This is a genomic window from Cognatiyoonia sp. IB215446, from assembly GCF_033963825.1.
Lineage (GTDB): Bacteria > Pseudomonadota > Alphaproteobacteria > Rhodobacterales > Rhodobacteraceae > Yoonia.
In genome coordinates this window covers 302549-327197 of sequence record NZ_JAXBMD010000001.1, presented here as the reverse complement: position 1 = coordinate 327197, position 24649 = coordinate 302549, and the positions used below count along the sequence as shown (strand labels likewise).

At 58.7% G+C, this 24649-nt stretch carries 28 protein-coding genes; 9 read left to right on the top strand and 19 right to left on the bottom strand.

What is annotated here, in order from left to right:
* Positions 1-8 precede the first annotated feature (8 nt).
* Genes SLH49_RS01630 through greA form a run of 3 tightly spaced genes read right to left on the bottom strand, consistent with a single transcriptional unit; the run spans position 9 to position 2416 of the window.
* On the bottom strand, positions 9-944 hold the full coding sequence (locus SLH49_RS01630) for an AEC family transporter (protein ID WP_320267431.1): 936 nt from the start codon (positions 942-944) through the stop codon (positions 9-11).
* A gap of 3 nt (positions 945-947) precedes the next feature.
* Positions 948-1931 (bottom strand): hypothetical protein, encoded by a 984-nt coding sequence (locus SLH49_RS01625; RefSeq protein WP_320267430.1) that lies wholly within the window; start codon positions 1929-1931, stop codon positions 948-950.
* Between the two features lie 14 nt (positions 1932-1945).
* Positions 1946-2416, bottom strand: coding sequence for a transcription elongation factor GreA (gene greA / locus SLH49_RS01620; protein WP_320267429.1), 471 nt, complete (start codon positions 2414-2416; stop codon positions 1946-1948).
* Positions 2417-2622: 206 nt separating this feature from the next.
* Here greA and SLH49_RS01615 point away from each other — a divergent pair, with 206 nt between their 5' ends.
* A complete protein-coding gene (locus tag SLH49_RS01615) occupies positions 2623-4272 on the top strand; it encodes an electron transfer flavoprotein-ubiquinone oxidoreductase (RefSeq protein ID WP_320267428.1) in 1650 nt (549 codons plus the stop codon).
* A 116-nt stretch (positions 4273-4388) separates the two neighbouring features.
* Complete coding sequence (locus tag SLH49_RS01610) at positions 4389-4793, top strand: hypothetical protein (RefSeq protein ID WP_320267427.1); 405 nt, start codon at positions 4389-4391, stop codon at positions 4791-4793.
* Between the two features lie 46 nt (positions 4794-4839).
* Here SLH49_RS01610 and SLH49_RS01605 read toward each other — a convergent pair whose 3' ends face one another.
* From SLH49_RS01605 to SLH49_RS01595, 3 genes are all read right to left on the bottom strand, one after another.
* Complete coding sequence (locus SLH49_RS01605; RefSeq protein WP_320267426.1) at positions 4840-6501, bottom strand: DUF4139 domain-containing protein; 1662 nt, start codon at positions 6499-6501, stop codon at positions 4840-4842.
* Positions 6502-6630: 129 nt separating this feature from the next.
* Entirely contained in the window at positions 6631-6909 is a 279-nt protein-coding gene (locus tag SLH49_RS01600) for a hypothetical protein (protein ID WP_320267425.1), read from the bottom strand.
* 113 nt (positions 6910-7022) lie between these two features.
* Positions 7023-8045 (bottom strand): aspartate-semialdehyde dehydrogenase, encoded by a 1023-nt coding sequence (locus tag SLH49_RS01595; RefSeq protein ID WP_320267424.1) that lies wholly within the window; start codon positions 8043-8045, stop codon positions 7023-7025.
* A gap of 116 nt (positions 8046-8161) precedes the next feature.
* Here SLH49_RS01595 and SLH49_RS01590 point away from each other — a divergent pair, with 116 nt between their 5' ends.
* The 4 genes from SLH49_RS01590 to SLH49_RS01575 all read left to right on the top strand — a co-directional run bounded on the left by SLH49_RS01590 (position 8162) and on the right by SLH49_RS01575 (position 11664).
* Positions 8162-8503, top strand: a complete 342-nt coding sequence (locus SLH49_RS01590) for an ArsR/SmtB family transcription factor (protein ID WP_320267423.1) — start codon at positions 8162-8164, stop codon at positions 8501-8503.
* Positions 8500-8949 (top strand): ArsI/CadI family heavy metal resistance metalloenzyme, encoded by a 450-nt coding sequence (locus SLH49_RS01585; RefSeq protein WP_320267422.1) that lies wholly within the window; start codon positions 8500-8502, stop codon positions 8947-8949. Before SLH49_RS01590 ends, SLH49_RS01585 begins: the two co-directional genes overlap by 4 nt.
* 206 nt (positions 8950-9155) lie before the next feature.
* Entirely contained in the window at positions 9156-10358 is a 1203-nt protein-coding gene (locus SLH49_RS01580) for a hypothetical protein (RefSeq protein ID WP_320267421.1), read from the top strand.
* A gap of 91 nt (positions 10359-10449) precedes the next feature.
* Complete coding sequence (locus SLH49_RS01575; protein WP_413785259.1) at positions 10450-11664, top strand: Coenzyme F420 hydrogenase/dehydrogenase, beta subunit C-terminal domain; 1215 nt, start codon at positions 10450-10452, stop codon at positions 11662-11664.
* Here SLH49_RS01575 and SLH49_RS01570 read toward each other — a convergent pair.
* Positions 11661-12122 (bottom strand): Lrp/AsnC family transcriptional regulator, encoded by a 462-nt coding sequence (locus SLH49_RS01570; protein ID WP_320267420.1) that lies wholly within the window; start codon positions 12120-12122, stop codon positions 11661-11663. The genes SLH49_RS01575 and SLH49_RS01570 overlap by 4 nt on opposite strands.
* A 135-nt stretch (positions 12123-12257) precedes the next feature.
* Here SLH49_RS01570 and ald point away from each other — a divergent pair, with 135 nt between their 5' ends.
* Positions 12258-13376, top strand: coding sequence for an alanine dehydrogenase (ald, locus tag SLH49_RS01565; RefSeq protein ID WP_320267419.1), 1119 nt, complete (start codon positions 12258-12260; stop codon positions 13374-13376).
* A 48-nt stretch (positions 13377-13424) separates the two neighbouring features.
* Here the strand turns inward: ald and mscL are convergent, their stop codons facing one another.
* Positions 13425-13853, bottom strand: coding sequence for a large conductance mechanosensitive channel protein MscL (gene mscL, locus SLH49_RS01560; RefSeq protein WP_320268493.1), 429 nt, complete (start codon positions 13851-13853; stop codon positions 13425-13427).
* Between the two features lie 156 nt (positions 13854-14009).
* On the opposite strand from mscL, the gene SLH49_RS01555 reads away from it, so the two are divergent.
* Complete coding sequence (locus SLH49_RS01555; protein ID WP_320267418.1) at positions 14010-14705, top strand: glutathione S-transferase family protein; 696 nt, start codon at positions 14010-14012, stop codon at positions 14703-14705.
* Between the two features lies 1 nt (position 14706).
* Here SLH49_RS01555 and SLH49_RS01550 read toward each other — a convergent pair whose 3' ends face one another.
* From SLH49_RS01550 to SLH49_RS01520, 7 genes are all read right to left on the bottom strand, one after another.
* A complete protein-coding gene (locus SLH49_RS01550; protein WP_320267417.1) occupies positions 14707-15147 on the bottom strand; it encodes a YtoQ family protein in 441 nt (146 codons plus the stop codon).
* Between the two features lie 67 nt (positions 15148-15214).
* A complete protein-coding gene (gene pheT, locus SLH49_RS01545) occupies positions 15215-17611 on the bottom strand; it encodes a phenylalanine--tRNA ligase subunit beta (RefSeq protein ID WP_320267416.1) in 2397 nt (798 codons plus the stop codon).
* 64 nt (positions 17612-17675) lie between these two features.
* On the bottom strand, positions 17676-17864 hold the full coding sequence (locus SLH49_RS01540; RefSeq protein ID WP_320267415.1) for a phenylalanyl-tRNA synthetase subunit beta: 189 nt from the start codon (positions 17862-17864) through the stop codon (positions 17676-17678).
* Positions 17865-17914: 50 nt separating this feature from the next.
* The gene (locus tag SLH49_RS01535; protein ID WP_320267414.1) at positions 17915-18328 is read right to left on the bottom strand and encodes an ASCH domain-containing protein; all 414 of its coding nucleotides are present in this window, start codon (positions 18326-18328) and stop codon (positions 17915-17917) included.
* A gap of 302 nt (positions 18329-18630) precedes the next feature.
* On the bottom strand, positions 18631-19107 hold the full coding sequence (locus SLH49_RS01530) for a hypothetical protein (RefSeq protein ID WP_320267413.1): 477 nt from the start codon (positions 19105-19107) through the stop codon (positions 18631-18633).
* Complete coding sequence (gene pheS, locus SLH49_RS01525; protein ID WP_320267412.1) at positions 19108-20181, bottom strand: phenylalanine--tRNA ligase subunit alpha; 1074 nt, start codon at positions 20179-20181, stop codon at positions 19108-19110.
* Between the two features lie 62 nt (positions 20182-20243).
* Positions 20244-20906 carry a hypothetical protein gene (locus SLH49_RS01520; RefSeq protein WP_320267411.1) on the bottom strand — a complete coding sequence of 221 codons (663 nt, stop codon included), beginning with the start codon at positions 20904-20906 and terminating at the stop codon, positions 20244-20246.
* A 157-nt stretch (positions 20907-21063) separates the two neighbouring features.
* Here SLH49_RS01520 and SLH49_RS01515 point away from each other — a divergent pair, with 157 nt between their 5' ends.
* Positions 21064-22131: a sensor domain-containing diguanylate cyclase gene (locus tag SLH49_RS01515; protein WP_320267410.1), complete on the top strand. Its 1068-nt coding sequence runs from the start codon at positions 21064-21066 to the stop codon at positions 22129-22131.
* 114 nt (positions 22132-22245) lie between these two features.
* On the opposite strand, the gene rplT is transcribed toward SLH49_RS01515, so the two are convergent.
* From rplT to pyk, 4 genes are all read right to left on the bottom strand, one after another.
* A complete protein-coding gene (rplT, locus tag SLH49_RS01510) occupies positions 22246-22605 on the bottom strand; it encodes a 50S ribosomal protein L20 (RefSeq protein ID WP_320267409.1) in 360 nt (119 codons plus the stop codon).
* Positions 22606-22620: 15 nt separating this feature from the next.
* Complete coding sequence (gene rpmI / locus SLH49_RS01505) at positions 22621-22821, bottom strand: 50S ribosomal protein L35 (RefSeq protein WP_320239408.1); 201 nt, start codon at positions 22819-22821, stop codon at positions 22621-22623.
* 108 nt (positions 22822-22929) lie between these two features.
* Entirely contained in the window at positions 22930-23157 is a 228-nt protein-coding gene (locus tag SLH49_RS01500; RefSeq protein WP_320267408.1) for a hypothetical protein, read from the bottom strand.
* Between the two features lie 40 nt (positions 23158-23197).
* The gene (pyk, locus tag SLH49_RS01495) at positions 23198-24643 is read right to left on the bottom strand and encodes a pyruvate kinase (RefSeq protein WP_320267407.1); all 1446 of its coding nucleotides are present in this window, start codon (positions 24641-24643) and stop codon (positions 23198-23200) included.
* Positions 24644-24649: the final 6 nt, after the last annotated feature.

The following is a 24649-nucleotide window of genomic DNA, read 5'->3' as shown; positions in this document are numbered from 1 at the left end:
GGGCTATCCTAGGCGATCAATGTTGTCACCCAGGCAATCACCAGAGAGACGGTGACGACGCTCGCCATCGTGGACAGCAATATCGCCGCCGAAGCGCGGGCCGGGGCCACGTCATAATGCTGGGCTATGATGTAGACGTTGCCCGCTACCGGTAAGGCTGCGGCAGCGATCATCACGCCCGCCGCATAAGGATCGATATCGAAGAGAAACAGCGCCGCGATGGCCACCGCTAAGGGGTGCAGCACAAGTTTGCAGAACGAAAGCCAGCCCGCCACCGCAACACGTTCTGCCGATTTGGAGGCGAGCGAGGCACCGATGGCAAAAAGCGCTCCTGGCGTTGCCGCCGCCCCCAAAAGACTCAGGAAGTCGTTGACCGGCACCGGGATCGGCACGTTGTTGGCCGAGACCAGCAGTCCCAGCGAAATCGATACGATCATCGGGTTCTTCACCAGCCCCAGCGCGACGGTGACCAGAATACGCGGCGACATCCGCCCATCACGCGCACCGGTGATCAGGATCACGATCAGGCTGCCAAAGACGATAAGATCAACAGCCAAAACCATCATGACAGGCCCCACCGCCGCTTCACCCAGCAACAGAACCAGCATCGGGATCCCCAGAAACCCCACATTGCCGATCACGGCGCATTGCGCCTCAATCGCAGCCTCGGTCACAGGTGCGCGGCGGCGGAGTGCGACATATGTTGCCAGCACATAAACCGCAGATGTGGCGGCGAGATAGGCCAGCACAAACTGCCAGTCGAGAATCTCGCCCAACGACAGATTGGCCGAAAACCGGAACAACATCGCCGACAGCGCGAAGTAAAAGACAAACTTCGTCAGATACGCTGTCGCCTCTGCGGAAAAAAACCCTGTCCTGCCAGAGCCATAGCCCAGCGCGATCAGCATGAAGAAGGGCAAGGTCTGCAGGAAGATGTCGAGCATGTGTTAGTCGAAGGTGCCCGTCGCCCGCCCCAACAGCATGAACGCCCGGGCGGTGCGCGTCTCGGCGAGTTCCAGAAGGTCGGTATCGGTCGCCTCGGCCTCGAAGGTGATTAGCAATTGATCGAAATGCCGCAGGAAATGATGTACCGCATCGCGAAAGATCGTGTCTTCGCGCATCCGTCCCGCGGCTAGCGAAAGTGCCGCGCGGTCGCGCACAGCGCCAAGCGTATCCATGCTGCGCCCCCGTTCGCCATGGGCAAAGCGGCGCCACATCTCGGCACTTGCAGGTTCGGGGCGCAGATCATCCATATAGATGCCGTCTTGCGACAAGAGCGTCAGCACGTCCTGCGCTGCCTGCACCAGCTTGCGCATGGGCCGGTCCTGCAAGGCACGGCGCAGGGCCGCAAATCCATCCATATCATGCTCATCATCGGGGAAGTTGAGCGCGCGGATCAGATCGACACTTTCCAACGGCGGTGCCAATTCCTCTTGCGAGGTGCCAAGCGCGAGTGCGGGCTGGTCGCTCGGTGTCTGTGGTGCCGCGCGTGGCACGATGATCCGCGAGACCTCGCGACGGGACGCAAAGCGAGACACAGCCGTTTCGGTGTTTTTGGCCGATTGCGCAATCGCCTCAAGATGCTTTTCCACAGCAGGTTCGGCATGCGCTTTCTGAGCCTGCGCCAGATAGGTCTGCCGCATCCCGTCAATCGCCGCCTGCACGCGAAACGATTCCTCGCGCATGATCCGGGCAGAGCGGGCCGCGACAGCGGCGACCCAAATCAGCCCGACCGGCATGAAGATCGCGATCAGCATCACGATAAAGCGCAAGCTGTCAAAAGGCGCGCCTTCCGGCTGTTTGGGCGGCAGGATCCAGAAGAACAGCCCGACTGCGATCAGCCAGCCCACCGCCAATGCCATGGCAATGCCTTCGGCCTGGCTTAGCCCTTCGGCCTCACGCGCCTTATCGCTCAGCGGTTGTTGCGCCATGCACTGCGCACTTTCTACTTATACGTTACAGACAGAATTTCGTAACTGCGCACACCGCCGGGCGTCCGCACATCCACACTATCGCCTTCTTCCTTGCCGATCAAAGCCCGCGACAACGGCGATTTCATGTTCAGCTTGCCGTTTTCGATATCGGCCTCGTATTCGCCTACAATCTGATAGGTTTTTTCTTCGTCGGTGTCTTCGTCGACCAACTCAATGGTCGCGCCGAACTTGATCGCGCCGGACAGTTTCGACGGATCAATCACATCGGCAAGCGAAATCACGCCTTCAAGCTCTTTCACGCGCCCTTCGATGAATGACTGCTTTTCCTTGGCGGAATGATACTCGGCATTTTCGGACAAATCGCCATGCTCGCGCGCCTCAGCGATCGCGCGGATAATCGCCGGGCGTTCCACTGTTTTCAGATGCTTGAGTTCCGCATCAAGCTTGTCAAAACCGGCCCGGGTCAGTGGTATCTTGTCCATCTTTCATCCCCTTCTGAAGAGGTCTTACAGTCAATCGATCGTTCATAGTCCATTCGGGACGCAAATAGTCAAGCCGTTGACGCGATTTGGTGTCGCGCCAAGCCGTTTTGACGTCGTGTCTTGATTGCCCCGTAACCTTCCTTGAGGTAACCGGTGCCGACGCTAAATGAAAGGGGCGAAATTCCCCAAGGTTGAAGGATGTGTTGATGGCCGAGATTGAACGCGAAGCGATGGAATATGACGTGGTGATCGTGGGTGCGGGCCCAGCAGGCCTGTCAGCGGCGATCCGACTGAAACAACGCGATGCAGATCTCAATGTCGTCGTGCTCGAAAAAGGGTCAGAGGTTGGCGCGCATATCCTGTCGGGCGCGGTGCTTGATCCCGTTGGCCTGAACAAGCTGATGCCCGACTGGAAGGAAAAGGGCGCACCGCTCAACGTCCCCGTGAAGGAAGACAACTTCTATATGCTGGGCGAAGCGGGGCAGTTGCGTATCCCCAATTTCATCATGCCCCCACTGATGAACAATCACGGCAATTATATCGTCTCCATGGGCAATGTCTGCCGCTGGATGGCGGAACAAGCCGAAGAGATGGGCGTAGAAATCTTCCCAGGCATGGCCTGTTCTGAGCTGGTCTATAGCGAGAACGGCGAAGTCAAAGGCGTGGTCGCCGGTGAGTTCGGCAAGAACCCCGATGGCACCCCTGGCCCATCCTATGAGCCCGGTATGGAGCTTCACGGCAAATACGTTTTCCTCGGGGAAGGCGTGCGCGGGTCGCTGTCAAAGCAGGTGATCGCGAAATACGACCTTGATGCGAAATCCGACGTCCAGAAATACGGGCTGGGCATGAAGGAAATCTGGGAAATCGACCCAGAAAAGCACCGCGAAGGCACCGTGACCCACACGATGGGCTGGCCGCTTGAGGGCAATGCCGGTGGTGGGTCATTCATCTACCATCTTGAAAACAATCAGGTCTATGTGGGTTTCGTCGTCCACCTTAACTACAAGAACCCGCATCTTTTCCCTTACATGGAGTTCCAGCGCTTTAAGCATCACCCGATGGTGGCCGAGCTTCTGAAGGGCGGCAAACGCGTGGCCTACGGCGCGCGCGCGATTTCCGAGGGTGGTTTCCAGTCGATGCCGCAGCTCGAATTCCCCGGCGGGGCTTTGCTGGGTTGTGCCGCGGGCATGGTCAATGTGCCGCGGATCAAGGGCAACCATAACGCCATGCTCTCCGGCATTGCTGCTGCCGATGCGGCGGCCGACGCGATTGCAGCAGGTCGTGGAGGTGATTTGCTCGACGGCTACGACAAGGCCGTGCGTAAGGGTGAGATTGGCGCAGACCTCAAGAAGGTGCGGAATGTCAAACCGCTCTGGTCGAAATACGGCCTGCTCGCGTCGCTCGGCATTGGCGGCATGGATATGTGGATGAACACGTTTGGTGGCGGTATTCTTGGCACGCTGCATCACGGCAAGTCGGACGCCGACGCCACTGAAGATGCCAGCAAGCACAAGGCCATCGACTACCCCAAGCCCGATGGCACGCTGTCCTTCGACCGGCTGACGAATGTCTCGTTCAGCTTCACCAATCACGAGGAAAGCCAGCCTGCGCATCTGAAGCTGACCGACGCGTCCGTCCCGGTTGAGGTCAACCTGCCGAAATATGCGGGCCCCTCAGCCCGCTACTGCCCGGCAGGCGTTTATGAATTTGTTGAGGAAGAAGGCAAAGACACACGCTTTGTCATCAACTTCCAGAACTGCGTGCATTGCAAGACATGCGACATCAAAGACCCCAGCCAGAACATCACCTGGACGGTCCCGCAGGGTGGCGACGGACCGAACTACCCGAATATGTGATAGCGAAAGGGGCGCTGCAACGCCCCTTATCGCATGGACCTCATTGATGAGCATGTACCGTGCAAGACATTGCGCCTACTGCATGTTATCACCCCATCAAGTACGGGGTACATCTGTTGAGAACACTTACATGGATTGGGCTGACCGTTGCCGCACTTGGCGGTGGTATCGCTGCATGCTCAACAGCATCTGTGCTTCTGGGATGTCACAACCCAACGGGCTATTGCGGCGGTAATACCCCGGACCCGGACCGTGTTGGCGGGCCATCTTGGTTTTTGTGGCAGGCGACCGCAGAAGAACGTTTATCCTATTACAGCACAAGATGCGCAGCGCGCGATCCGTCACAATTACAGCGCGAGGTCGAAGACTGTGCGTTGGAAAGCATCGCGCAGAATGCGCATCAATACTGTGTTCTCTACTATTTGCCCCCCACCCGGCCCGCAGATGACGCGGAAGAGGCAGAGCGTGACCGCAACTTTGCGAAATGCAAAACCGACCTGCTGTCCCAGCACAATTTGTGACGGTGCGGTGGGCCGGATGGGCGGTGCCCATCCGACATCGGTGCCTCTACCGTAACAGATAGCCCTCAGGCCAGGTCAGCTTGTATTCCAAGGACACATCCTGCGTCGCACCCGCAGCCACATCGAGGTCCCATTCAAGGATGCCGCGCTGGCCTTCTGGATTACGGCGGGTGACCGATGGGGAGGCTGAAAACTCCACCTCCAGATCATCCTGTTCCGAATAAGGGATCGCATCGCGCAACAGCACGCGCCAATCCTGTCCGGTCAGGTTCTCGACCGAAATCTCAGCCTGCTCGACCAGTTGGTTATTGCTGGTGAACACCCCGGCATCACCCTCTGACCGGCGCGGGGTCGCGCGGGTCAGCCGTAGCCCGTCAAGCGGGCCGAAGCCCATTTCGGTGTCCGCACCGGCAGCGAGCAGCGGCAACTCACTGAACCCGATCATCGTACCATCAGCAAAGATCAGCGCCTGTCCGGGCAACAGTATCTCATCGGTCGTGTTGGTGAACTCCGCCATCCGATACGCGATGCTGTCACGGCTTGGCGCAGCCTCGGCCCAAACGTCAGCCTCCAAAGCGAGCGTATCAAGCGGCAGCCGCAAATCCTCCACCCCGTTGCGGATATCGACGCGGCCTGGATAGATGTAGGTCACGGTCGCACCGCTGAAATCCGCCTGCGCCGTCATCGCCGGGGCAGGCATGATGGCTTCGGCCATACCTGCCAAAGAGCGGTTCATCGGCATCGCCTCATCCGCCATCAACAGCATCTCTCCCTCTTCGCGCTTCAGCGCCTCCTCCGAGATAATCCGCCGCAGCGGTGCCCAGACCCCGCTGGGTGCGATTTGTTCGCCCGGACGGGCGGTTGACAGGATCAGTTGCACATCGAGCCAATCCTGCCCCGTTGCCTGGCTGACCACGACGGCCCTGTCGATATCCAGTGCGGCGTCATCGCCCGTGGTCAGGTGCATGTCATAGACGGGCGACCAATTGGCGAAGCCCTCCAGCGTGCTAACGTCAATCACAACCTCGCCAGCCTCGACCGCATTCACCGTAAAGGTCAGCACCGCGCCATCACTTTCCGGCGCCATCAAGGCGGCGAGCGCCTTCTTCGCATCCTCCAGCGCCTCAACATCGTCTTCGCGGGCGCGCAAGGCCGCTTGAGCCTCTTGTTCGGCGGCAAAAGCCGCCTCGCGCACGGCCAAGGTCTCGGTCCCGACCATCTGAGCCAGCGCTTGAATATCTGCGATGGAAGACGTCGTAAGGGTCTGACCCGCGCTGGCTTGGCTGAGGCTTTGCAGGAATGCGATCTGTTCTTCTGCCGCCTGAACCCGCAAACGGATCGCCGCAATCTCGGCGTCACGCTCACGCAGCACTTCTTCCAGCCGCTCCACCTCTTCTTTTGCCGCGACGATGGCCGGGCTGCTTTGATCCGGCGTCACGGGCAACCGGTCATAGGCAAGGTTGACCGCGCCGATCTGCACGCCTGCAGGTGCAGAGAGCCGCAAGCCTTCGGTCGAAAGCGATTGCGGCAGGTCCGGCACGATAATCTCGTGCGATCCGGCAGGCAGATCCAGTATTACCAGACGGCTGACCGTCGCCAGACCGGGATAGATCGTGACGGTGTCCACTTTGGCCTGCCCTGTGATCGTGTCAGCAAGGCCGGGTGCGGCCAATGCGATCAGGCTGGTTGTCAGAAAAAAGCGCAGCATCGATGTCTCCTGCAAATTTTGCGTCTTCATTATACATCTTTGACGCGCCGCAAGAGCCGATCCTTGGAAAGAAATCGAAAAAAGAGGTCCCGCGTCTGCTGGGGACGATATACGCGGGGCCTGTTGTCGCTAGTTGGCCCAGCGACGCCACCAGCTTCGCCGTTCATGACGGTCGATGCGGGGGGTAGCCTCAATCCCGTTACGGTCGGCGACGCTTTCCCAGAGGTCAATCCGGTCTTCGATCACATCGCGCGGGCCGTGGTCAACGCGCTCATCCCGGATGCTTTCGCGCCGGTCTATTCTGTCTTCGACCCGGTCGAGATTGATGTGTGCGTCAGCAGCAGCAAAGGTCGCCGGAAGGGTCAAAGTCGCCGTTAAGGCCACGATCAGGATTGTTGTTCTTCGCATATCCATCACTCCTGTTGTTGGGGGATATGCGGGTTGAACGCTGACCAAGTGACGCTCCGTCGCGGAGGTATTTCACGAAACCTGACACTCCGAAACAATGAGGGCCGAGTGGGCTAGCCCTTCTTCAGACACTCACGGCCCAACAACTCCGCAATTTGCACCGCATTGAGTGCTGCACCTTTTCGTAGGTTGTCAGAGACGCACCAAAGGTTCAGGCCATTGTCGATTGTGCTGTCCTGCCGGATGCGGCTGATGAAGGTGGCGAAATCACCGACGCATTCGACAGGCGTGACATAGCCGCCATCCTCGCGCTTATCAATGACCATGACACCGGGGGCGGTCCGCAGGATATCGCGCGCTTCGTCTTCATCGAGGAAATCTTCGAACTCGATATTGATCGCCTCGGAATGGCCGACAAAGACCGGCACCCGCACGCAAGTCGCGGTGACCTTGATGGCGGGGTCGACGATCTTTTTCGTCTCGGCCACCATCTTCCATTCTTCCTTGGTCTCACCGCTATCCATGAACTTGTCGATATGCGGGATCACGTTGAAAGCGATCTGTTTGGTGAATTGCTTGGCCGGTTTATCATCGGTGGGGTTGTAGATCGACTTGGTCTGGTCCCAAAGCTCATCAATTCCGCCTTTGCCTGCACCTGAAACAGACTGATAGGTGCTCACGACAACCCTTTTGATCGTCGCGCGATCATGCAGGGGCTTGAGCGCCACAACCATCTGCGCGGTCGAGCAGTTGGGGTTGGCGATGATGTTTTTCTTGGCATAATCGTGCACCGCCTGCGGGTTCACTTCCGGCACGATCAGGGGGACATCGGGGTCATAGCGGTAAAGCGATGAGTTATCGATCACCACGCAGCCAGCCGCCGCAGCCTTGGGCGCATAGGTCTTGGTTGCATCCGACCCAATGGCAAAAAGCGCGATATCGCAACCGGTGAAGTCGAACGTATCGAGATCCTTGGTGGTGAGTGTCGCATCCCCAAAGCTCACCTCGGTACCCAGCGATTTGCGGCTGGCGAGGGCCACAACCTCATCAACGGGAAAGGCCCGTTCATCAAGGATGTTCAGCATTTCGCGGCCCACATTGCCCGTGGCACCGGCAACGGCGATTCGATAGCCCATGTCGCAGGCTCCTTCTTAACAGATGCGCCCCTTTACCGCGCAGCGTGGTGAAGGGAAAGGGGCTGCGACGGAAGCGTTGGTTGACATTAATTCATTATTCCATTAATCCATGGATTATGGAATCAAATGACGCGATCAACGGCCTCAGCGCCCTTGCCCATGACGGGCGGCTTGATCTCTTTAGGCGGCTTGTTCAGGCGGGGCCTTCGGGTATGCCAGCAGGCGCCCTTGCCAGTGCTGCAGGCAGCGCCTTTACGACAACCTCCGCACAGTTGAATGTACTCAGCCAGGCCGGACTTGTGAAAGGCCAGCGCGCAGGACGATCCGTGATTTACGCCGCCAATTACGATACGATCCGCAGCCTCTTTGCCTTCCTGTTGGAGGATTGCTGCCAGCGGCGCCCGGAAATCGTGCAAGACCTCATCACCACCAACCCAGACGGAAAGGACCAGTCATGAACCGCTTCCACGTCCACGTGAATGTCGATGATCTCAAGCAATCGATCAGCTTTTATTCGAGCCTGTTTGGCACCTATCCGACCGTTACGAAGGATGACTATGCCAAGTGGCTGCTTGATGATCCGAGCGTGAACTTTGCCATTTCGGTCCGCGATGGTGCGAAGCCAGGGTTGAACCATGTCGGGCTGCAAACCGATACCGGCGAAGGGCTGGGTGCGATCAGCGCACGGCTGAAGGCGGCGGAAGCGGCGACCTTTGATGAAGAGGCGACGACCTGCTGCTACGCGGTATCTGACAAAACCTGGGTACAGGACCCCGCCGGATTGCGGTGGGAGACGTTTTATACCCATGGCGATGCCACCGAATACGGCGTTGATGCGTCCGACACGATCTACACCGCGATTGACCAACCGCACTCCAACGCGCGCTGCTGCGCAGCAGAATAATCCCATCAACAAGTATCAGCCGGTCATGATCGGCTGATACCATCCGATTGCCAGTCGCTTGACCTTACGTCACTGACGTAGCGTCATTTATCCGATTGCAAACCTTCTCCCTATGGTCGGCCACACAACCAAAACGCGCATCCCGCGACGAGAGGAGCCAGCATGCTGGTGTCAAAGGGACGCGTCACCCCAGGGAGGAATGATATATGGGATGGCTTAATTGGCTCAAAGCGGTGGTCACACCGGTTGTCCAAGCGGTTGAAGAGACCGTTGAATTTGTCAAAGAGACGGTAATCGACCCCGTTGTCGATACGGTCACACAGGCCGTTGATACTGTTGTCGAGGTGGTGAAAACCACTGCCGAGAAAGTTGTGCAAGAGGTTGAGGAGGCCGTCGGATCACTGATCGACACAACCGCCGCGGCGGCAATCGATCTGGTGCTCGAAACGGTCGAGGACGCCGTGGGTGAAGGATATGTGCCAACCAACCCCGATCTCTCGCGTTTTGAGCCTGTCGCGGCCCTGGAAGATCAGGTGCCATCCCAAACCATCAAAAGCGCGGACTGGACCCTGGATCAAGAGATTGAGGTGCGCGACGCCATCGTCGCCGCCCAGATCGGGTATGCCGATTATTCCGAACTCTTTGCGGCGGGTGCTGTCGATGCGGATGGCTATGTGCTTGATGCTGAACTGGTCTATGAGACCGAAGAGTGGCTCGACGGGATCGTGACCTGGGCCGATGACCGTTTTGAGATCATTCGCGTGCTGGAGGACTCCAGCAGCAGCTTTCTGGCCAGCTTCGAGGCAAATGTCACCCTTTTGCAGAACAAGGCGACGGGTGAATACTATATCTCCGTCGGCGGATCGGACGGTTTTGGCGATGCGCTGAGCGACATCACCTTGATCCTATCTGAGGATACGGGCGCCAGCGAGGACGCGATCAGCGCGATGATCGCGGAATTTTTTGAGGATGACATTGAGGATGGTGCCATCGTCAATCTTGCCGGTCACTCGCTGGGTGGGGCCGAAGTCGTGCTGCAATATCGCGACAATCCGGAGCTTTTTGACGATGTCTATGCTGTGCAGGCTGTCGGCATCGGAGGATTTGACGGCACGCATTACGATCAGACAATCTGGCATGGGATCGGCGACGCGAATATCACCGAAATCACGGGCGATGATCCGGGCAACGATTTCAACGATCTGGTGACGTCCTGGGGTCATATCGGGGCGGGCCAGACCTTTCATGTGGAAGAGGTTATTCTGGCCTCGGATGAGCCGGATTTTCTGCGCGATCTTGATCTGATTGACGCGCATCTTTTGGACAATCTCTGGGCCTCGTTGCCCGGCGGTGAGGACCCCGACCTGCCGGTCTTTGATCCAGGTGCGGATGTTTTTGCGTTCGTCTAATTCTGTGGAAGGCCGGGATAGAAATCCCGGCCAACCCAGCTTCGTTGGCTGATCTGCCCTTGGCCTTCATCCGCTGCGCCGCTAGGCTCGGATGATGGGAACCAGCCCCCAAACCCCCGCCTTCAACACGCCCGCGCCGCGAGGCCTTTGCACCGATTGCGGCGTCTCGCGCATGTCGGATCCCAGCGCCTGCGGCAAGGCGTGTCAGTTCATCAAGCCCGACTACCCGACGCCTGAGGCGCGCGTGCATGGGCGCGAACCCAGGGCGCAAGGTGATGAGCGTTTTTTTGGCGTCACGAGTGCAATGTATCGGGCCGCACTGCACCCGGCGCGGGATGGTGCCCAATGGACCGGGCTGACCACGCGGCTGGCAGAGCGACTGCTGGAAACCGGTGCTGTGGATGCGGTTCTGACAATGATCCCCGACGCCAATGACCGCTGGCGCCCGCGCCCTGCGATCATCACGGACTCCACCGACTTGCAGCAGGCAAGAGGCATGCGGATGGGTTATGCGCCACTGCTCGCGCTGCTTGAACCGGCGCGGGATGCGGGGCACCGGACGATCGCAGTGATCGGCATTCCCTGTCAAGTCTACGCGCTCCGCGCGCTTGAGGCCAAGCTGGGATTTGATCGGCTCTACGTGATCGGCACGCCCTGCTCCGACAATACAACGACCGAGAATTTCCATGCCTTTCTCGCGCGCCTCACCGACGCGCCGGAGACGGTCACCTATCTGGAATTCCGTGCCGACTATCATGTGGAACTCCGGTTTGAGGATGGGCGCAAGCGCCTCATCCCGTTTCTGAAACTCCCTCTAGCGGATTTGCCGTCTGACTTTTTCCCGCTGACCTGCCGCACTTGTGTGGATTACACCAACAGGCTCGCTGACATTACGGTTGGGTACATGGCTGGTGAGGGCGATCAATGGCTGATCGTCCGGAATGCGCGTGGGCAGGAAATGCTGGACAATCTTGGGGCAGAAGTTTCTTTGAGCGACCTCGGCTCGGCCGGGAAACGCGACAACGCCGTGAAGGGCTTCATCGAGAACACCCGCCGCGCAGCAGGTGGTCTGCCTCTGCGCCGGATGCCGAATTTCATGCGTGGGATCATGGGGTGGCTCATGCCCCGGATCGGACCACGCGGCCTTGAATTTGCACGCGCACGGGTCGAGATGAAGGCGGCCGAAACGATCCTGCATCTGCGCCGGGAGGAACCGGCCAAGATGAAGAACATGGTGCCCGACCATGTCTGGACCATCGCTGTTCGGTATGGGCTGGGGCGCGAAGAGGACCCGCTGAGCCGCTAGATCGGCAATGCCGTTGTCTGGCGAACAGTACGCAGCGCAAAGGAGGATTGGATTTGCGCAACCCCCGGCAGGGTCGCGAGATAGCGACGATGGATGCGGGCAAAATCCTCGGTGTCCCCTGCCACGACCTTCAGCAGATAGTCCGCTGTGCCTGCCATCAGGTGGCATTCCAGTACATCCGGCACCCGCGCCACGGCGCGCTCGAACGCATCCAGAACCTCGTCTGCCTGTCCGCTCAAGGTGATCTCGACAAAGACCGTCGTCGGGCGGCCCATTTTGCGCGAGTCGAGCAGCGCGACGTAGTCGCGGATGAATCCCTCCTTCTCAAGCCGCTGAACGCGCCGATGACAGGCCGAAGCCGAAAGGTTGGCCTGCTCGGACAATTCGGCATTCGACATGCGGCCCTTTTTCTGCAGCACGGCGAGGATTCGATGATCGATGCTATCAAGTTCGGACACACGCACAATCCTTCGGTTTTTTTGTCGTTTGTTGCACGTTTCTAGCGTCAAGTGCCGAGTACTTCAACAAATTGCCATGCACCTTGCGCCCGGATCAGTAGATTATCACCTTAAGGAGCGAGGAGGAGAAAGATCATGCATATCGGCTGCCCGAAAGAGATCAAGCCGCAGGAGTTTCGCGTGGGGCTCACGCCAAATGCGGCCCGCGAGGCTGTGGCGCACGGTCATCAGGTGACAATCGAAACCGGCGCAGGTGTGGGCGCAGGCTTTTCTGATGACGATTACATCGATGCCGGGACGGCTATTGCAGGCACGGCGGTGGAAATCTTCGAAACCGCCGATCTTGTTGTAAAAGTGAAAGAACCGCAGCCCGTTGAGCGGAAAATGCTGCAGGAAGGGCAGATTTTGTTTACCTATCTGCACCTCGCCCCAGACCCGGAACAGACCAAGGACCTGATGGAAAGCGGGTCCACCTGCATCGCATATGAAACCGTCACTGATACCCATGGTGGTCTGCCCCTTTTGGCGCCGATGTCGGAGGTGGCCGGACGGCTCGCCCCGCAGGTCGGGGCCTGGACACTGCAAAAGGCCAATGGCGGACGCGGTGTTCTGATGGGCGGCGTGCCCGGCGTTGGCCCTGCTAAGGTGGTTGTCATTGGCGGCGGGGTTGTTGGCACCCATGCCGCACGTATTGCCGCTGGAATGGGTGCGGATGTCACGGTGCTCGACCGGTCACTGGCCCGACTTCGCTATCTGGATGACGCTTTCGGCATGCTCTTCAAGACAAGTTACGCCAGCGCGGGCAATACGATTGCGCTTGCCAGTGATGCGGACCTGATCATTGGTGCTGTCCTGATCCCCGGCGCGGCTGCGCCCAAGCTGATCAGCAGGACGCAGCTTTCAGAACTCAAGGCAGGTGCCGCCCTTGTCGATGTGGCCATTGATCAAGGCGGTTGTTTTGAGACCTCTCGCCCGACAACGCATCAGGATCCGACTTATGATGTCGACGGGATCATGCATTATTGTGTGGCCAATATGCCCGGCGCTGTGGCTCGTACCAGCACCATCGCGCTTGGCAATGCAACGATGCCCTTCATGCTCGCATTAGCCGACAAGGGGTGGCGTCAGGCCTGCGAGGACGACCCGCATCTTTTGAACGGGTTGAATGTGCACGCTGGCAAGCTGACCTATTACGCGGTCGGCAAGGCGCTTGGCATCGATGTCTTGTCACCCAGCCTCGCTCTGAAAGCCTGAATGTAAAAGGGCCTACCAAGATTGCAGGCCCCGAACCACTGGTGCGCCTCAGTTTTGTTTGGCCAACGCGTCCCGGATCTCCAGCAGTACATCCAGCTCGGTTGGGCCTTTTGGCTCTTCCGGTGCTTCTTCCTTCTCCCCTTCCGCGGCGTCTTTGATGCGGTTCACCATCTTCACCAGGATGAAGACAACAAAGGCCACGATCAGAAAGTTGATCACCGCCATGATAAAGTTGCCAATCGCAAAGACGGCGGCGCCCGCCTCTTGCGCGGCGGCAAGCGAAGCATGGTCGGACCCGTCAAGCGTGTAGAACCAGCCTGAGAAATCGATCCCACCCGTGAAGAGCGCGATAATCGGGTTGATCAAATCGCCGACAAGCGATGTGACGATGGCCGTAAAGGCCGCGCCGATGATGATACCGACGGCCATGTCCATCACATTGCCCTTGGCGATAAACTCTTTGAATTCGTTGATCATGTTAAGTCCCCACAACTTTTCACCCATGCGCCGGTCTTTTGCCCTATGCGCAACTACGCACATTGATATCAATATTGGCTCACATGGCTATGGGTTTTATCATGCGGCTTTGGGTCTATCTTAGGGAAACGTTAATTTGCCCAAGAAAGCACATCCATGACCGACCTGTCTGCATTCCCGATCACCAAGCGCTGGCCCGCAAAAGACCCGTCCGTAATCCAGCTTTATGCTTATCCGACACCGAATGGTGTGAAAGTCTCAATCGCGTTGGAAGAGATGGGGCTGGCCTATGAGCCGCATCTGGTCACCTTGTCCGATGCGGACGTGAAGAGCCCTGAATTTCTATCGTTAAACCCCAACAACAAGATCCCCGCGATCATCGATCCGAATGGTCCCAACGGACCCATCGGGATTTTCGAGAGTGGCGCGATCCTGCTTTATCTGGCTGAAAAGTCGGGAAAATTCCTTGGGTCGAATGCCGCCGAAAAGGCGCATGTCACCCAATGGCTGATGTTCCAGATGGGCGGTTTGGGGCCGATGCTGGGGCAGATGGGCTTCTTCTACAAATTCGCGGGCAAGGATATCGAAGACCCGCGCCCGCGGGAACGTTACCGCGATGAGGCGATCCGTCTGCTGGCCGTCGTCGACAAACAACTGGAGGGGCAGGACTGGATCGTGGGTGACTATTCCATCGCCGACATGGCCATTGCGCCCTGGATCAATGCGCTGGAATTCTACGGCACGAAGGATGTGGTCGGCTATCATGACCTCAAAAACGTACCGGCTTATGTCGAGCGGTTTTTCGCCCGCCCCGCCGTCGACAAGGCGAGGCGCATTCCTGATCCGTCCTAGGTCAGGGCAGTTGCCCGGACAGCACGTATTTCAGGATATCAACCACCTGCTGCGGCCTTTCGACGACGGAAAGGGCCGCGGCATCCACCTCTTTGAGCGCGTGTTGATGATCGTCCCCATGCATGACGATCAGTGATTTGCCAAGCGCTGCGGCATAACCTGCATCAAAGGCCGCATTCCACTGCTTGTACTTCTCACCAAATCGCACGACGACGATGTCGGCGTTTTCAATTCCGTGGCGCGTGCGGATCGCGTTCAGCTTCGCGCCTTTGTTGTCATGCCAGAACTTATCCGGCTCCGCCCCCATGATCGCCACACCGCAATCATCCGAAGCCGCGTGATCGGTCACCGGGCCATCAAAGACGACGTCCAGACCTTTCGCTCCATTAACAATCTGATCCCGCCAATCGGTGTGAATCTCGCCGGAGAGATATACGCGCATCGTTCCACCCTTCTTTCGTTCAAAAATACCTCCGCCGGAGGCCAAAGTTTTCGTGACGAAAACTCTGTCACCCGCGCAAAACGCCACCCGTCGCTTTCGTCACTTTCTCGACGATCTTGGCACTCACTGCCTCAATATCCGTGTCTTTCAGCGTCTTCTCGGTCGGCTGCAGGCGCACGGTCAGGGCGAGAGATTTCTTACCTTCACCGAGGCTGCCCCCGATGAATTCGTCAAAGACGCGCACATCTGTGATTAGCGTCTTGTCTGCCCCGGCGGCAGCATTGATCAGGGCCAGGGCTTCGACATCAGCGTCCACGACAAATGCAAAATCGCGCTCAACCGCTTGCAGGTCCGTTGCGGCAAGTGCGGCGCGGGTTGTGGATTTCTTGCGCGGTGCGGGCACTTCGTCAGGCAAGATGGTGAAGGCAACAGCGGGGCCTTTGACATCCATCTCGCGCAGGACGCGCGGGTGGAGTTCGCCGAAGATGCCCAGCACCTTTTTCGGACCGAGGCAGATCATGCCGTGCCGACCCGGGTGCCACCAGTCTGACGCCCCGCGCAGGATTTGGACCTTGGCGGGCGCGCCTATCGCCGCCAGCACAGCCTCGGCATCGGCCTTGGCATCATAAAGGTCGACGGGGCGCGATGCGCCATGCACATCTTTCGGACCCGTTTTTCCGATCAGAACGCCAAAGATCAGGTCGTGTTGCTCGCCCGGTTCACCGCCGTGGAAACCGGCACCAACCTCAAAAAGCGCCATATCCATGAAGCCCCGCGCCTGATTGCGCGCCGCCGCCCGCAGCAGGCCGGGCAAAAGGTTGGGCCGCATATGCGACATCTCGGACGAGATCGGGTTTTCCAGCATGGTGCTGTCGTCGCCGCCGCCGAACAGTTTCGCTGCCTGATCGTCGATGAAGCTGTAGGTGACACATTCGTTGTAGCCCAGCGCCGCAGCGGTCCGCCGCACGGCCTGTTGCCGCGATTGGCTCGGCGTCAGGATGGGCCGCGCCACGCCCGGTTCAGTCCGGGGCAAAGGTTTGCCTTCCAGCTTAGTCAAGGACGCAATGCGCGCGACCTCTTCGACCAAGTCTGCCTCGCCCTGCACATCGGGGCGCCATGTGGGCACATGGGCCATGTCGCCTTCCATGCGAAAGCCGAGCGCTGTGAGCGTCGCGTGCTGTGTCTCTGCCGGGATGTCCATGCCGACAAGCGACGAACAACGGGCCGAGTCGAGCTTGTAGGCGCGGGACGTATCGGGCACCTGCCCCGCCTGGATCAGCTCGGACGCCTCACCGCCCGCATGATCTACGATCATCCGCACCGCATGCTCCAGCCCAACCGGCGTGAAGGCCGGGTCAACGCCGCGTTCGAACCGGTAGCGTGCATCGGAATTGATCTTGAGCGCGCGGCCCGCATAGGCGATCTGGATCGGGTCCCAATAGGCGCTTTCCACGAACACGTTCACAGTGTCCGTGGTGCAGCCCGTTTCGGCCCCGCCCATGATCCCCGCGATGCTTTCCGGGCCTTCCTCGTCCGAGATCACCATCTGGCCGGGCTGGAACGTGTATTCCTTGTCATCAAGCGCCATCAGCACCTCACCACCCTTGGCACGGTGGACCCGCAAGTTGCCTTTGACCTTGTCCGCGTCAAAGACGTGCAGCGGGCGGTTGAGGTCGTAAGTGAACCAGTTCGTCACATCGACTAGGAAGCTGATTGGCCGGAGACCGATGGCGCGTAGCTGCTGCTGCAACCACTCGGGGCTAGGGCCGTTTTTGACACCTTTGATCAAACGACCACAGAAAACCGGGCATCCGTCCAGAGTATCGTCATCAATGGACACATTCAGATCAGAGGTAAAGCTGGCCGGAACCGGGGTCACCTCGACCGCTTTCAGCCTGCCAAGGCCACGGGCGGCAAGGTCACGCGCGATGCCATGCACGCCCAGCGCGTCGGGGCGGTTGGGGGTAATCGCGATCTCGATCACCGGATCGACCTTGGAAGGATCATTGGCGGCGAGCCAGTCGGTGAACCGTTCTCCCACCTCTCCGCTAGGCAGTTCGATGATGCCGTCATGCTCGTCCGACAGCTCCATCTCGCGTTCGGAACACATCATTCCGTAGCTTTCGATGCCGCGGATTTTGCCGACGCCGATTGTCGTGTCGATGCCGGGCACGTAAGTCCCGGGGCTGGCGATCACCACGGTGATGCCGGCGCGGGCATTCGGCGCGCCGCAGATGATCTGGGTGGGCCCATCCTTGGTGTCGACCTGACAGACCTTCAGCTTGTCCGCATCGGGGTGTTTCTCGGCGCTCAGCACCTTGCCGATGGTGAAGGCGGCCAGCCGTTCGGCAGGGTTCTCGACGCCTTCCACCTCAAGCCCGAGGTCGGTCAGCGCATAGGTGATGTCATCCACGGAAGCATCCGTGTCGAGATGGCGTTTCAGCCAGGAAAGCGTGAATTTCATGCGAGCGTCCAGCGTCAAATTCGGGTCGGACAGGGCTTAGCGGATAACGCCGGGGGGTGGAAGGCTATTTGCGGTGCTTGTGGGCGGCGGCCCATTTGGAAACCGCCCATACAGGCAACAGGATCACCGCCCAGGCAGCGGCATTGATCAGCGTCAGCTTCAGCGCGAGATCGCGGGACATGTCAGAGGTCCACATGGCGATATGGGCACCCACGATGAGGATGAGCAGAAGGAGGAGGGAGACGCGCATCATGTCACGCAGGATAGCGCGGACTGAACGCGGCGTGGAGTCCAGCGGGCACTTTAGGCGAGGTCTTCGACAAGTTCGAAGTGTTCGAAGACCAGCATCATGTCAGGGCTGAAGCCGCCGTTGCGGGTGAAGAAGGCCTCGTGGTCCCGCCGCCACCCGGCGAGGCTGTCGTTTTCGCCTTCGGCCAGCGCCATGGCTTCGGTGACGTCGCAGAACCGGATTTGGGTGACTTGGGTAGTGCGGATGACCAACGCCGGGCTGCCGTTCCAATTGAGCGCGATATCGCAGCGACCCACGACGGGCAGCGGCTCGCCCTCGGCTGTGAAGTCCGACAGCGCCCCGCAGGTGGCGGTTTTCTTGCCTTGCCGCACAAGGGTGATGAGACGCCGGCAGAGGTCTGGATTGTCGCCGAAGGTGAAGGTTTCGGCGGTGGGGTATTTGGATTTGAGGGCGGTCAGGGTGGTCATGCAAGGAATATGCAAAAGCCCGACGTGGTGCGCAACGGGAGGGCAGCGCCCGGGCTGAGGGGGTCTGGACCGTCTCGAAAACTGTCCAGTGAACAGTTGCAGGTCCAGACGGGTGGAGCCCAGGGGGCGTGGCAACTATGCACAGCGGTAGGGCAGCGCCCGGACCTCGGGGTGGGCGCACGGACATCTCATCGATGCGAAGTGGTCAATTCATGTGCGACGGTTGTTAGGGTTGCAGCGTTGCAAAAGCGCCCTCCCCGTGGGGGAGGTCCGGGCGCTGCCCGGCTTCGCCGGGAGGCCGGTCATAAGAATATGTGAACCAACACGGATAACATGAACACAAACGTAATAAGAAACATCCAACGAATTGCGATATTCAGAAGCAAAGAGCGCCTTCTGACCTCCAATCGAAGCTGCTCGTCTATTCTTCCCAGGCCACCCGTACCCGCTAACGGAAGGTCAACAAAGCGCAGACACCGAACACAAATGAGTGCGAGAAACAGGTAGCAAACGAGTTCGAGGCCTATGATCACACGCTCTACATCTGAGGTATCGGCAGCTGAAATCATGAAAGTTGCTGCCGCAAGCATCATTGAAATATGGGTGAGCAACGATCCCGCCTTTGAGTCTAAGCGATCAAGTGCTGCCGCATTTCCTTTGACCCAAACAGTTGGGTTAACGCCTTCAAAATCCGCGTCATCAATCATAGGATCGTCGATCATCAAATGATCGATTTCTAAGACCATCTTTTGTGCAAGGCGGTCTAAAAGTCTGATCATCTACCTACTCAACCCACCATGCAGCGTCGGCTGCACCAGCGGGTTGAACCCGTAGTGCCGCAGCCATCGCAGGTCTGAATCGAAGAACGCCCGCAAATCCGGGATCCCGTATTTCAGCATCGCCAGCCGGTCGATCCCCAGACCAAAGGCAAAGCCCTGCCACTCCGCCGGATCAATCCCGGCGTTTTGCAGCACTTTGGGGTGGACCATGCCAGAGCCACCGCCCTCCAGCCAGTCATCGCCTTCGCCCAGTTTCAGTTGGCCATCGACCCAGGAACAGCGGAAATCGATCTCGGCCGAGGGTTCGGTGAAGGGGAAGTGAGAGGCGCGGAAGCGCACCTCGATCTTGTCGACTTCAAAGAAGGCTGCGGCGAATTCCTCCAGCACCCATTTAAGGTTCGCCATGGAGATATCGCGGTCAATCGCCAGCCCCTCTATCTGATGGAACATCGGCGTGTGGGTCTGGTCATAGTCAGAGCGGTAGACGCGACCGGGGCAGATGATGCGGGTGGGCGCGCCCGTCGCCTCCATCGAGCGGATTTGGACGGGGCTGGTATGGGTGCGCAGCACATGTGGCGGGCGGTTATCGCCTTCCTTGCGGTGCGTGTAGAACGTATCCATTTCGGCCCGCGCGGGGTGGTGGCCCGGGATGTTGAGCGCGTCGAAGTTATACCAGTCGCTTTCGATCTGCGGGCCTTCGGCGACGGAGAAGCCCATATCGGCGAAGATGGCCGTGATCTCTTCGGTGACCTGGCTGATCGGGTGGATTGTGCCTTGGGCGCGAGTACGGGACGGCAGGGTGACATCCAGCCATTCGTCGCGCAGGCGGGCATCGAGAGCCGCATCCGCAAGGGCCGCTTTCTTGGCCGAAAGCGCGCTGTTGATCTCATCCTTGAGCGCGTTCAAAGCCGGGCCAGCCACCTGCCGTTCTTCAGGTGTCATCTTGCCCAGCTCGCGCATTTTCAGGCTGATCTCACCCTTCTTGCCGACCGCCTGCACGCGCAGGTCCTCAATCGCGGCCTCATCGGCGGCATTGGCAATCAGGCCCAGATACTTTTCCTTAAGGTCGTCCATCACGCGCCTCTTACATTCATCCGCCTTCGGTTAGCGAATGGGTGGCACGGTTGCAAGCGCCCTTAACCCGGCGCGATTTTGGCAATCTCGCTTTGGAAATAGGCAAGGGTCACCGTCGCCCGGTTGCCCGCAATCCCGTGATAGCGCGACCGCCCATTTGAGGTGGGTAAACCTGCCCAGATCGCAGCGAGGTTGTTCATGAAGTCTTTCTGGTTCAGTTCACCCGCGAGAAACGCGGCAAAGCCAGCATCGGCAAGCAGTACATCGGCAAGCCGGTCCTGCATTGCGGGGCTGAACCGATCACCAGGTTGTGCGTCGATCTGGGTGGCGACGCGGCGCAGGGTGGCCGGGATAAACTGATAGCGGCCAATGGCATGCGGCTGGCCGGGCGTGGCATCGATCCAGGCGAAAATCTCGGCCAGGGTCATTTGCGTCGGCAGATTTGCGGGGCGAATGCGGGCACCATGCTGCACGGCATCATATCCCGCTTGCGGCGATTCCGCCTGACCGATCACGTTGCGGATATGGATCAGCGCGTCTTTGTCGAAGGTCGATTTCGGCGCAAAGAAGCCGGTTGCGGCCCCTTGAAAGAGGCTGGCACTTTCCACGCCACCAGATGTCGGAGCCATCTGGAAAAGCGGCTGCCGCGCGCCAGAGAGGAGCGGCACGGTTTCAGCCTTCGCCACAAAGGGCCATAAGAGTAACAGGATCAGCAGCGTTCGCATCAGCACCTCGGACCATCCGCGCGCAACTTGGCGCAAAGTCCTTACGGTTTCATTGCCTGTTCACGGAAAGGCGCACAGGACTTCAAATAATCGGGAAAGGCGCAAAACTGATACTTGTTTAAGCGCGATCTTAAGACCTCTGTGTCCACAAAGGCCCATGACAGACGAAAAGCACTTTGTCGAACCGTTCCGGCTTGCGGAACATGCGCGCGCCGCGGCCGGGCGCGACGCGTTGCAGGTGCCAATCGGCTTTTTGAACGACCTGTCTCAGGCGACATCCCGAGGCGAGGTGCTCGATGCGTACTCCCTGTGGTCAAAGCAAATTGTTGCGGCGGATCGTTGTTCCATCGCTCTACATGATGACACTCAGTTGGTAGTCACTGCGATGACGGGCACCAAAGGGGTTGCGCCGGACAGCCAATACGGCGTCCGTCACAGCATTGCCGGCGCAGTGTACCGCGAAGGACGATCAGCATACGTCCCCGATCCAGCAAGCGTTGACTCACCCGGCGTTCAAACTTTGGCAAACATGGGATATCGGACAATAGTCATTGTCCCGCTGATGACCAAATCGCGCCGGTTTGGCGTCATCAATGCAAGCTTTTTCGGGTCGCTTGATCAGCCTGGCAACGTCATCTGCGCGCTGGAAGCGATCGGTCAATGCCTTGCCATGCAGTTGCAGGTGATCGAACAGATGGAGACGCTGACACATATGGCGCGGATTGATGCGTTGACGGGCGTTGGAAACCGACGCCTGTTTTATGAAGAAGCCGAGGTAATCTGGGACCAATGGCGGCTGACAAACGAACCCTTTTGCTATCTTGCGATGGATCTAGACCACTTTAAGCAAATCAACGACACATACGGCCACGATGTAGGCGACGCGGTGCTAACAGCATTCGCGCAGCGGGTGAGCGGACGATCGAGGGGCGAAGACACGCTCATCCGGATGGGGGGCGAAGAGTTCGGGCTTTTGATGAAAGCTACACAACTTGAGGATGCAACGCGGGTTGCGAAAAGGCTGTGCGACGGCATCGGGGATACGCCTTTTTCAGTCGCTAACATGCAACTGATGGTCACGGCCAGTTTTGGATTAACGCAAGTTCATGCAGACGATCACGCGGTCGAAGAGACGCTCAAGCGGGCCGACATCGCGCTTTATGAAGCGAAAACCGGCGGTCGTGACCAAGTGGTTGTGCTGAGCGGTACGGATTTGGCCGCCTGAGGGCAGCACGTTGATACCACGCCCCAATAATGGCGACCTAGTCTTGCTACTTACAAAAAAGGCCGTCACTTTTCGCAACGGCCTTTCACATCCTGTTCACGTGTCGGACCTGCTTTAGGCCATCGCGGCCTTCGCCTTACCGACAATCGTCGCAAAAGCCTCAGGCTCGTTCACAGCCAGATCGGCGAGGACCTTGCGGTCAACTTCGATGCCCGCCTTGTTCAGACCGTTGATGAACTTCGAGTAGTTCAGTGTCTCATCAACGGCACGCACGCCCGCATTGATCCGCTGGATCCACAGCGCACGGAAATTGCGCTTGCGGTTGTGCCGGTCGCGGGTTGCATATTGGTTGGCCTTGTCGACGGCCTGCTTGGCCACCTTGAAGGTCTTGGAGCGGCGATCATAATAACCTTTGGCCTGATCCAGAACTTTCTTGTGACGACGATGGGTGACGGTTCCGCCTTTAACGCGCATATCTCAAATCCTTCCTTAACGTGCGTAGGGCATCATCGGCTTGATGATACCTTCGTCGGCCTTCGACAGGGTTGTCGTGCCGCGTGCGTTGCGAATGAATTTGTTTGTGCGCTTGATCATGCCGTGGCGCTTGCCCGCCTGGGCGGCCACAACGCGACCGGAGGCCGTGGTCTTGAACCGCTTTTTGCAGCTCGATTTTGTCTTCATCTTTGGCATTTCCGTCTCCATCTTTGGTCGGTCGAAACGCGCGACTCGGCATGCCATACTGGCCGGACGCGCGGGTGAAGGACGCCGTATAGGGCGCATTTGAAATCCGTGCAAGACTTATTCGTTGAGAACCCAACCAATGACGCGCAGCACCACATCATCAACCTGATCGACGGCGTAGACGCCGGGGTTCATCACCACGGCGTAATAGATCATGCCTGCACCAATCAAAACCGTGAGAAAGGCCTGTGTCGGGCGGCGTTTGTCAGCATAAGCGCTCGCAAAGGATGGCGCTGAAAACAGGACCAGCAGCAGCCCAAGCACAAAGATGACGTCAAATTCCACAGCGTTACGCCCTTTTGCAACGCCCCCCCTGGCGCGCAACCTACTCTGACTGGTTGGCGTAAATCAAACGTTCTTCGCACGGGGCGACGCGCAGAATGTTCGTTGATCCCGGCGTGTTGAACGGAACGCCGGCGGTGACGACCACCTTGTCCGATGTGGAGGCCAATTCTTGATCCAATGCCGCCCGCACTGCCGCAACGACCGCATCCTTGAACCGGTTCACAGCGCCAGTCATCACGCAATTGGTGCCCCATGACAGGCACAACCGGCGTGCAGTTGATTCATAGCTGGTCAGCGCCACAATTGGCACGCGCGGGCGTTCGCGTGACACCAAGAGCGCGGTTGTTCCGGATTGGGAGAAGCAGCAGATCGCTTTGACATCGGTGGTCTCCGCAATCTCACGCGCGGCGGAAACGATGCCATCGGCCACGGTCTTGCCATCGGATTTGCGCGAGGCCTCGATGATGTCGGTGTAAGTGGGGTCGGCCTCAACTTCCGCGGCGACGTTGTTCATCGTCGTAACCGCTTCAATCGGATAAGATCCGGCGGCGGATTCTGCCGATAGCATGATCGCATCCGCACCTTCATAGATCGCCGTTGCTACGTCGGAAACTTCAGCGCGGGTGGGCATTGGGCTGTCAATCATGGACTCCAACATCTGCGTCGCGACAATCACCGGCTTTGCAGCAGCGCGGCATTTGCGGACCAACTGCTTTTGGATCGGCGGAACATTCTGTACCGGCAGTTCCACCCCAAGATCCCCGCGCGCGACCATGATGCCGTCAGAGGCTTCGAGAATGCTGTCAAAGGCCTTTACCGCGTTTGGCTTTTCAATCTTCGACAGGATCGCAGCGCGCCCCTTGGCCAGTTCACGCGCCTCTTCTACGTCTGCCGGGCGCTGGACAAAAGACAGGGCAAGCCAATCCACACCCAATTCGCAAACAAACTCCAGGTCCTTGCGATCTTTGTCAGACAAAGCTGCGACCGGCAGCGTTACGTCAGGCACATTCACACCCTTGCGGTTCGAGATCGTGCCGCCCACCACGACTTCGCAATTTGCGAAATCAGCGGCGCATTCCTTCACCCGCAGCTTGATCTTGCCGTCATTCACCAAAAGATGCGCCCCCGGTTCAAGCGCGTCGAAAATCTCTTTATGCGGCAGCTTTACGCGGGTCACATCGCCCTCAGCATCGTCAAGATCTAGGCGGAAATCGGCACCTTCGACCAATTCCTCCTCGCTATTCTTGAACACGCCAACCCGCAGCTTCGGTCCCTGCAAATCCGCAAGGATTGCGATGGGGCTGTTCATATCCGCCTCGATCTGACGGATGATGTCGTGGCGCACCTTAATCTCGCTATGATCGCCATGGGACATGTTCAGGCGGAACACATCTGCGCCCGCCTCATGCAGCGCGCGGATTGTGTCGTAATCGTTAGAGGCCGGGCCCAGTGTCGCGACGATCTTTACATTGCGGTGACGTCTCATCTTTGG

Excerpts from the sequence above, each read along its gene's own strand:
- SLH49_RS01630 (WP_320267431.1), bottom strand. The coding sequence starts at position 944 with ATGCTCGACATCTTCCTGCAGACCTTGCCCTTCTTCATGCTGATCGCG.
- SLH49_RS01625 (WP_320267430.1), bottom strand. The coding sequence starts at position 1,931 with ATGGCGCAACAACCGCTGAGCGATAAGGCGCGTGAGGCCGAAGGGCTA.
- greA (WP_320267429.1), bottom strand. The coding sequence starts at position 2,416 with ATGGACAAGATACCACTGACCCGGGCCGGTTTTGACAAGCTTGATGCG.
- SLH49_RS01615 (WP_320267428.1), top strand. The coding sequence starts at position 2,623 with ATGGCCGAGATTGAACGCGAAGCGATGGAATATGACGTGGTGATCGTG.
- SLH49_RS01605 (WP_320267426.1), bottom strand. The coding sequence starts at position 6,501 with ATGCTGCGCTTTTTTCTGACAACCAGCCTGATCGCATTGGCCGCACCC.
- SLH49_RS01600 (WP_320267425.1), bottom strand. The coding sequence starts at position 6,909 with ATGCGAAGAACAACAATCCTGATCGTGGCCTTAACGGCGACTTTGACC.
- SLH49_RS01595 (WP_320267424.1), bottom strand. The coding sequence starts at position 8,045 with ATGGGCTATCGAATCGCCGTTGCCGGTGCCACGGGCAATGTGGGCCGC.
- SLH49_RS01590 (WP_320267423.1), top strand. The coding sequence starts at position 8,162 with ATGGAATCAAATGACGCGATCAACGGCCTCAGCGCCCTTGCCCATGAC.
- SLH49_RS01585 (WP_320267422.1), top strand. The coding sequence starts at position 8,500 with ATGAACCGCTTCCACGTCCACGTGAATGTCGATGATCTCAAGCAATCG.
- SLH49_RS01580 (WP_320267421.1), top strand. The coding sequence starts at position 9,156 with ATGGGATGGCTTAATTGGCTCAAAGCGGTGGTCACACCGGTTGTCCAA.
- SLH49_RS01575 (WP_413785259.1), top strand. The coding sequence starts at position 10,450 with ATGATGGGAACCAGCCCCCAAACCCCCGCCTTCAACACGCCCGCGCCG.
- ald (WP_320267419.1), top strand. The coding sequence starts at position 12,258 with ATGCATATCGGCTGCCCGAAAGAGATCAAGCCGCAGGAGTTTCGCGTG.
- mscL (WP_320268493.1), bottom strand. The coding sequence starts at position 13,853 with ATGATCAACGAATTCAAAGAGTTTATCGCCAAGGGCAATGTGATGGAC.
- SLH49_RS01555 (WP_320267418.1), top strand. The coding sequence starts at position 14,010 with ATGACCGACCTGTCTGCATTCCCGATCACCAAGCGCTGGCCCGCAAAA.
- SLH49_RS01550 (WP_320267417.1), bottom strand. The coding sequence starts at position 15,147 with ATGCGCGTATATCTCTCCGGCGAGATTCACACCGATTGGCGGGATCAG.
- pheT (WP_320267416.1), bottom strand. The coding sequence starts at position 17,611 with ATGAAATTCACGCTTTCCTGGCTGAAACGCCATCTCGACACGGATGCT.
- SLH49_RS01540 (WP_320267415.1), bottom strand. The coding sequence starts at position 17,864 with ATGATGCGCGTCTCCCTCCTCCTTCTGCTCATCCTCATCGTGGGTGCC.
- SLH49_RS01535 (WP_320267414.1), bottom strand. The coding sequence starts at position 18,328 with ATGACCACCCTGACCGCCCTCAAATCCAAATACCCCACCGCCGAAACC.
- SLH49_RS01530 (WP_320267413.1), bottom strand. The coding sequence starts at position 19,107 with ATGATCAGACTTTTAGACCGCCTTGCACAAAAGATGGTCTTAGAAATC.
- pheS (WP_320267412.1), bottom strand. The coding sequence starts at position 20,181 with ATGGACGACCTTAAGGAAAAGTATCTGGGCCTGATTGCCAATGCCGCC.
- SLH49_RS01520 (WP_320267411.1), bottom strand. The coding sequence starts at position 20,906 with ATGCGAACGCTGCTGATCCTGTTACTCTTATGGCCCTTTGTGGCGAAG.
- SLH49_RS01515 (WP_320267410.1), top strand. The coding sequence starts at position 21,064 with ATGACAGACGAAAAGCACTTTGTCGAACCGTTCCGGCTTGCGGAACAT.
- rplT (WP_320267409.1), bottom strand. The coding sequence starts at position 22,605 with ATGCGCGTTAAAGGCGGAACCGTCACCCATCGTCGTCACAAGAAAGTT.
- rpmI (WP_320239408.1), bottom strand. The coding sequence starts at position 22,821 with ATGCCAAAGATGAAGACAAAATCGAGCTGCAAAAAGCGGTTCAAGACC.
- pyk (WP_320267407.1), bottom strand. The coding sequence starts at position 24,643 with ATGAGACGTCACCGCAATGTAAAGATCGTCGCGACACTGGGCCCGGCC.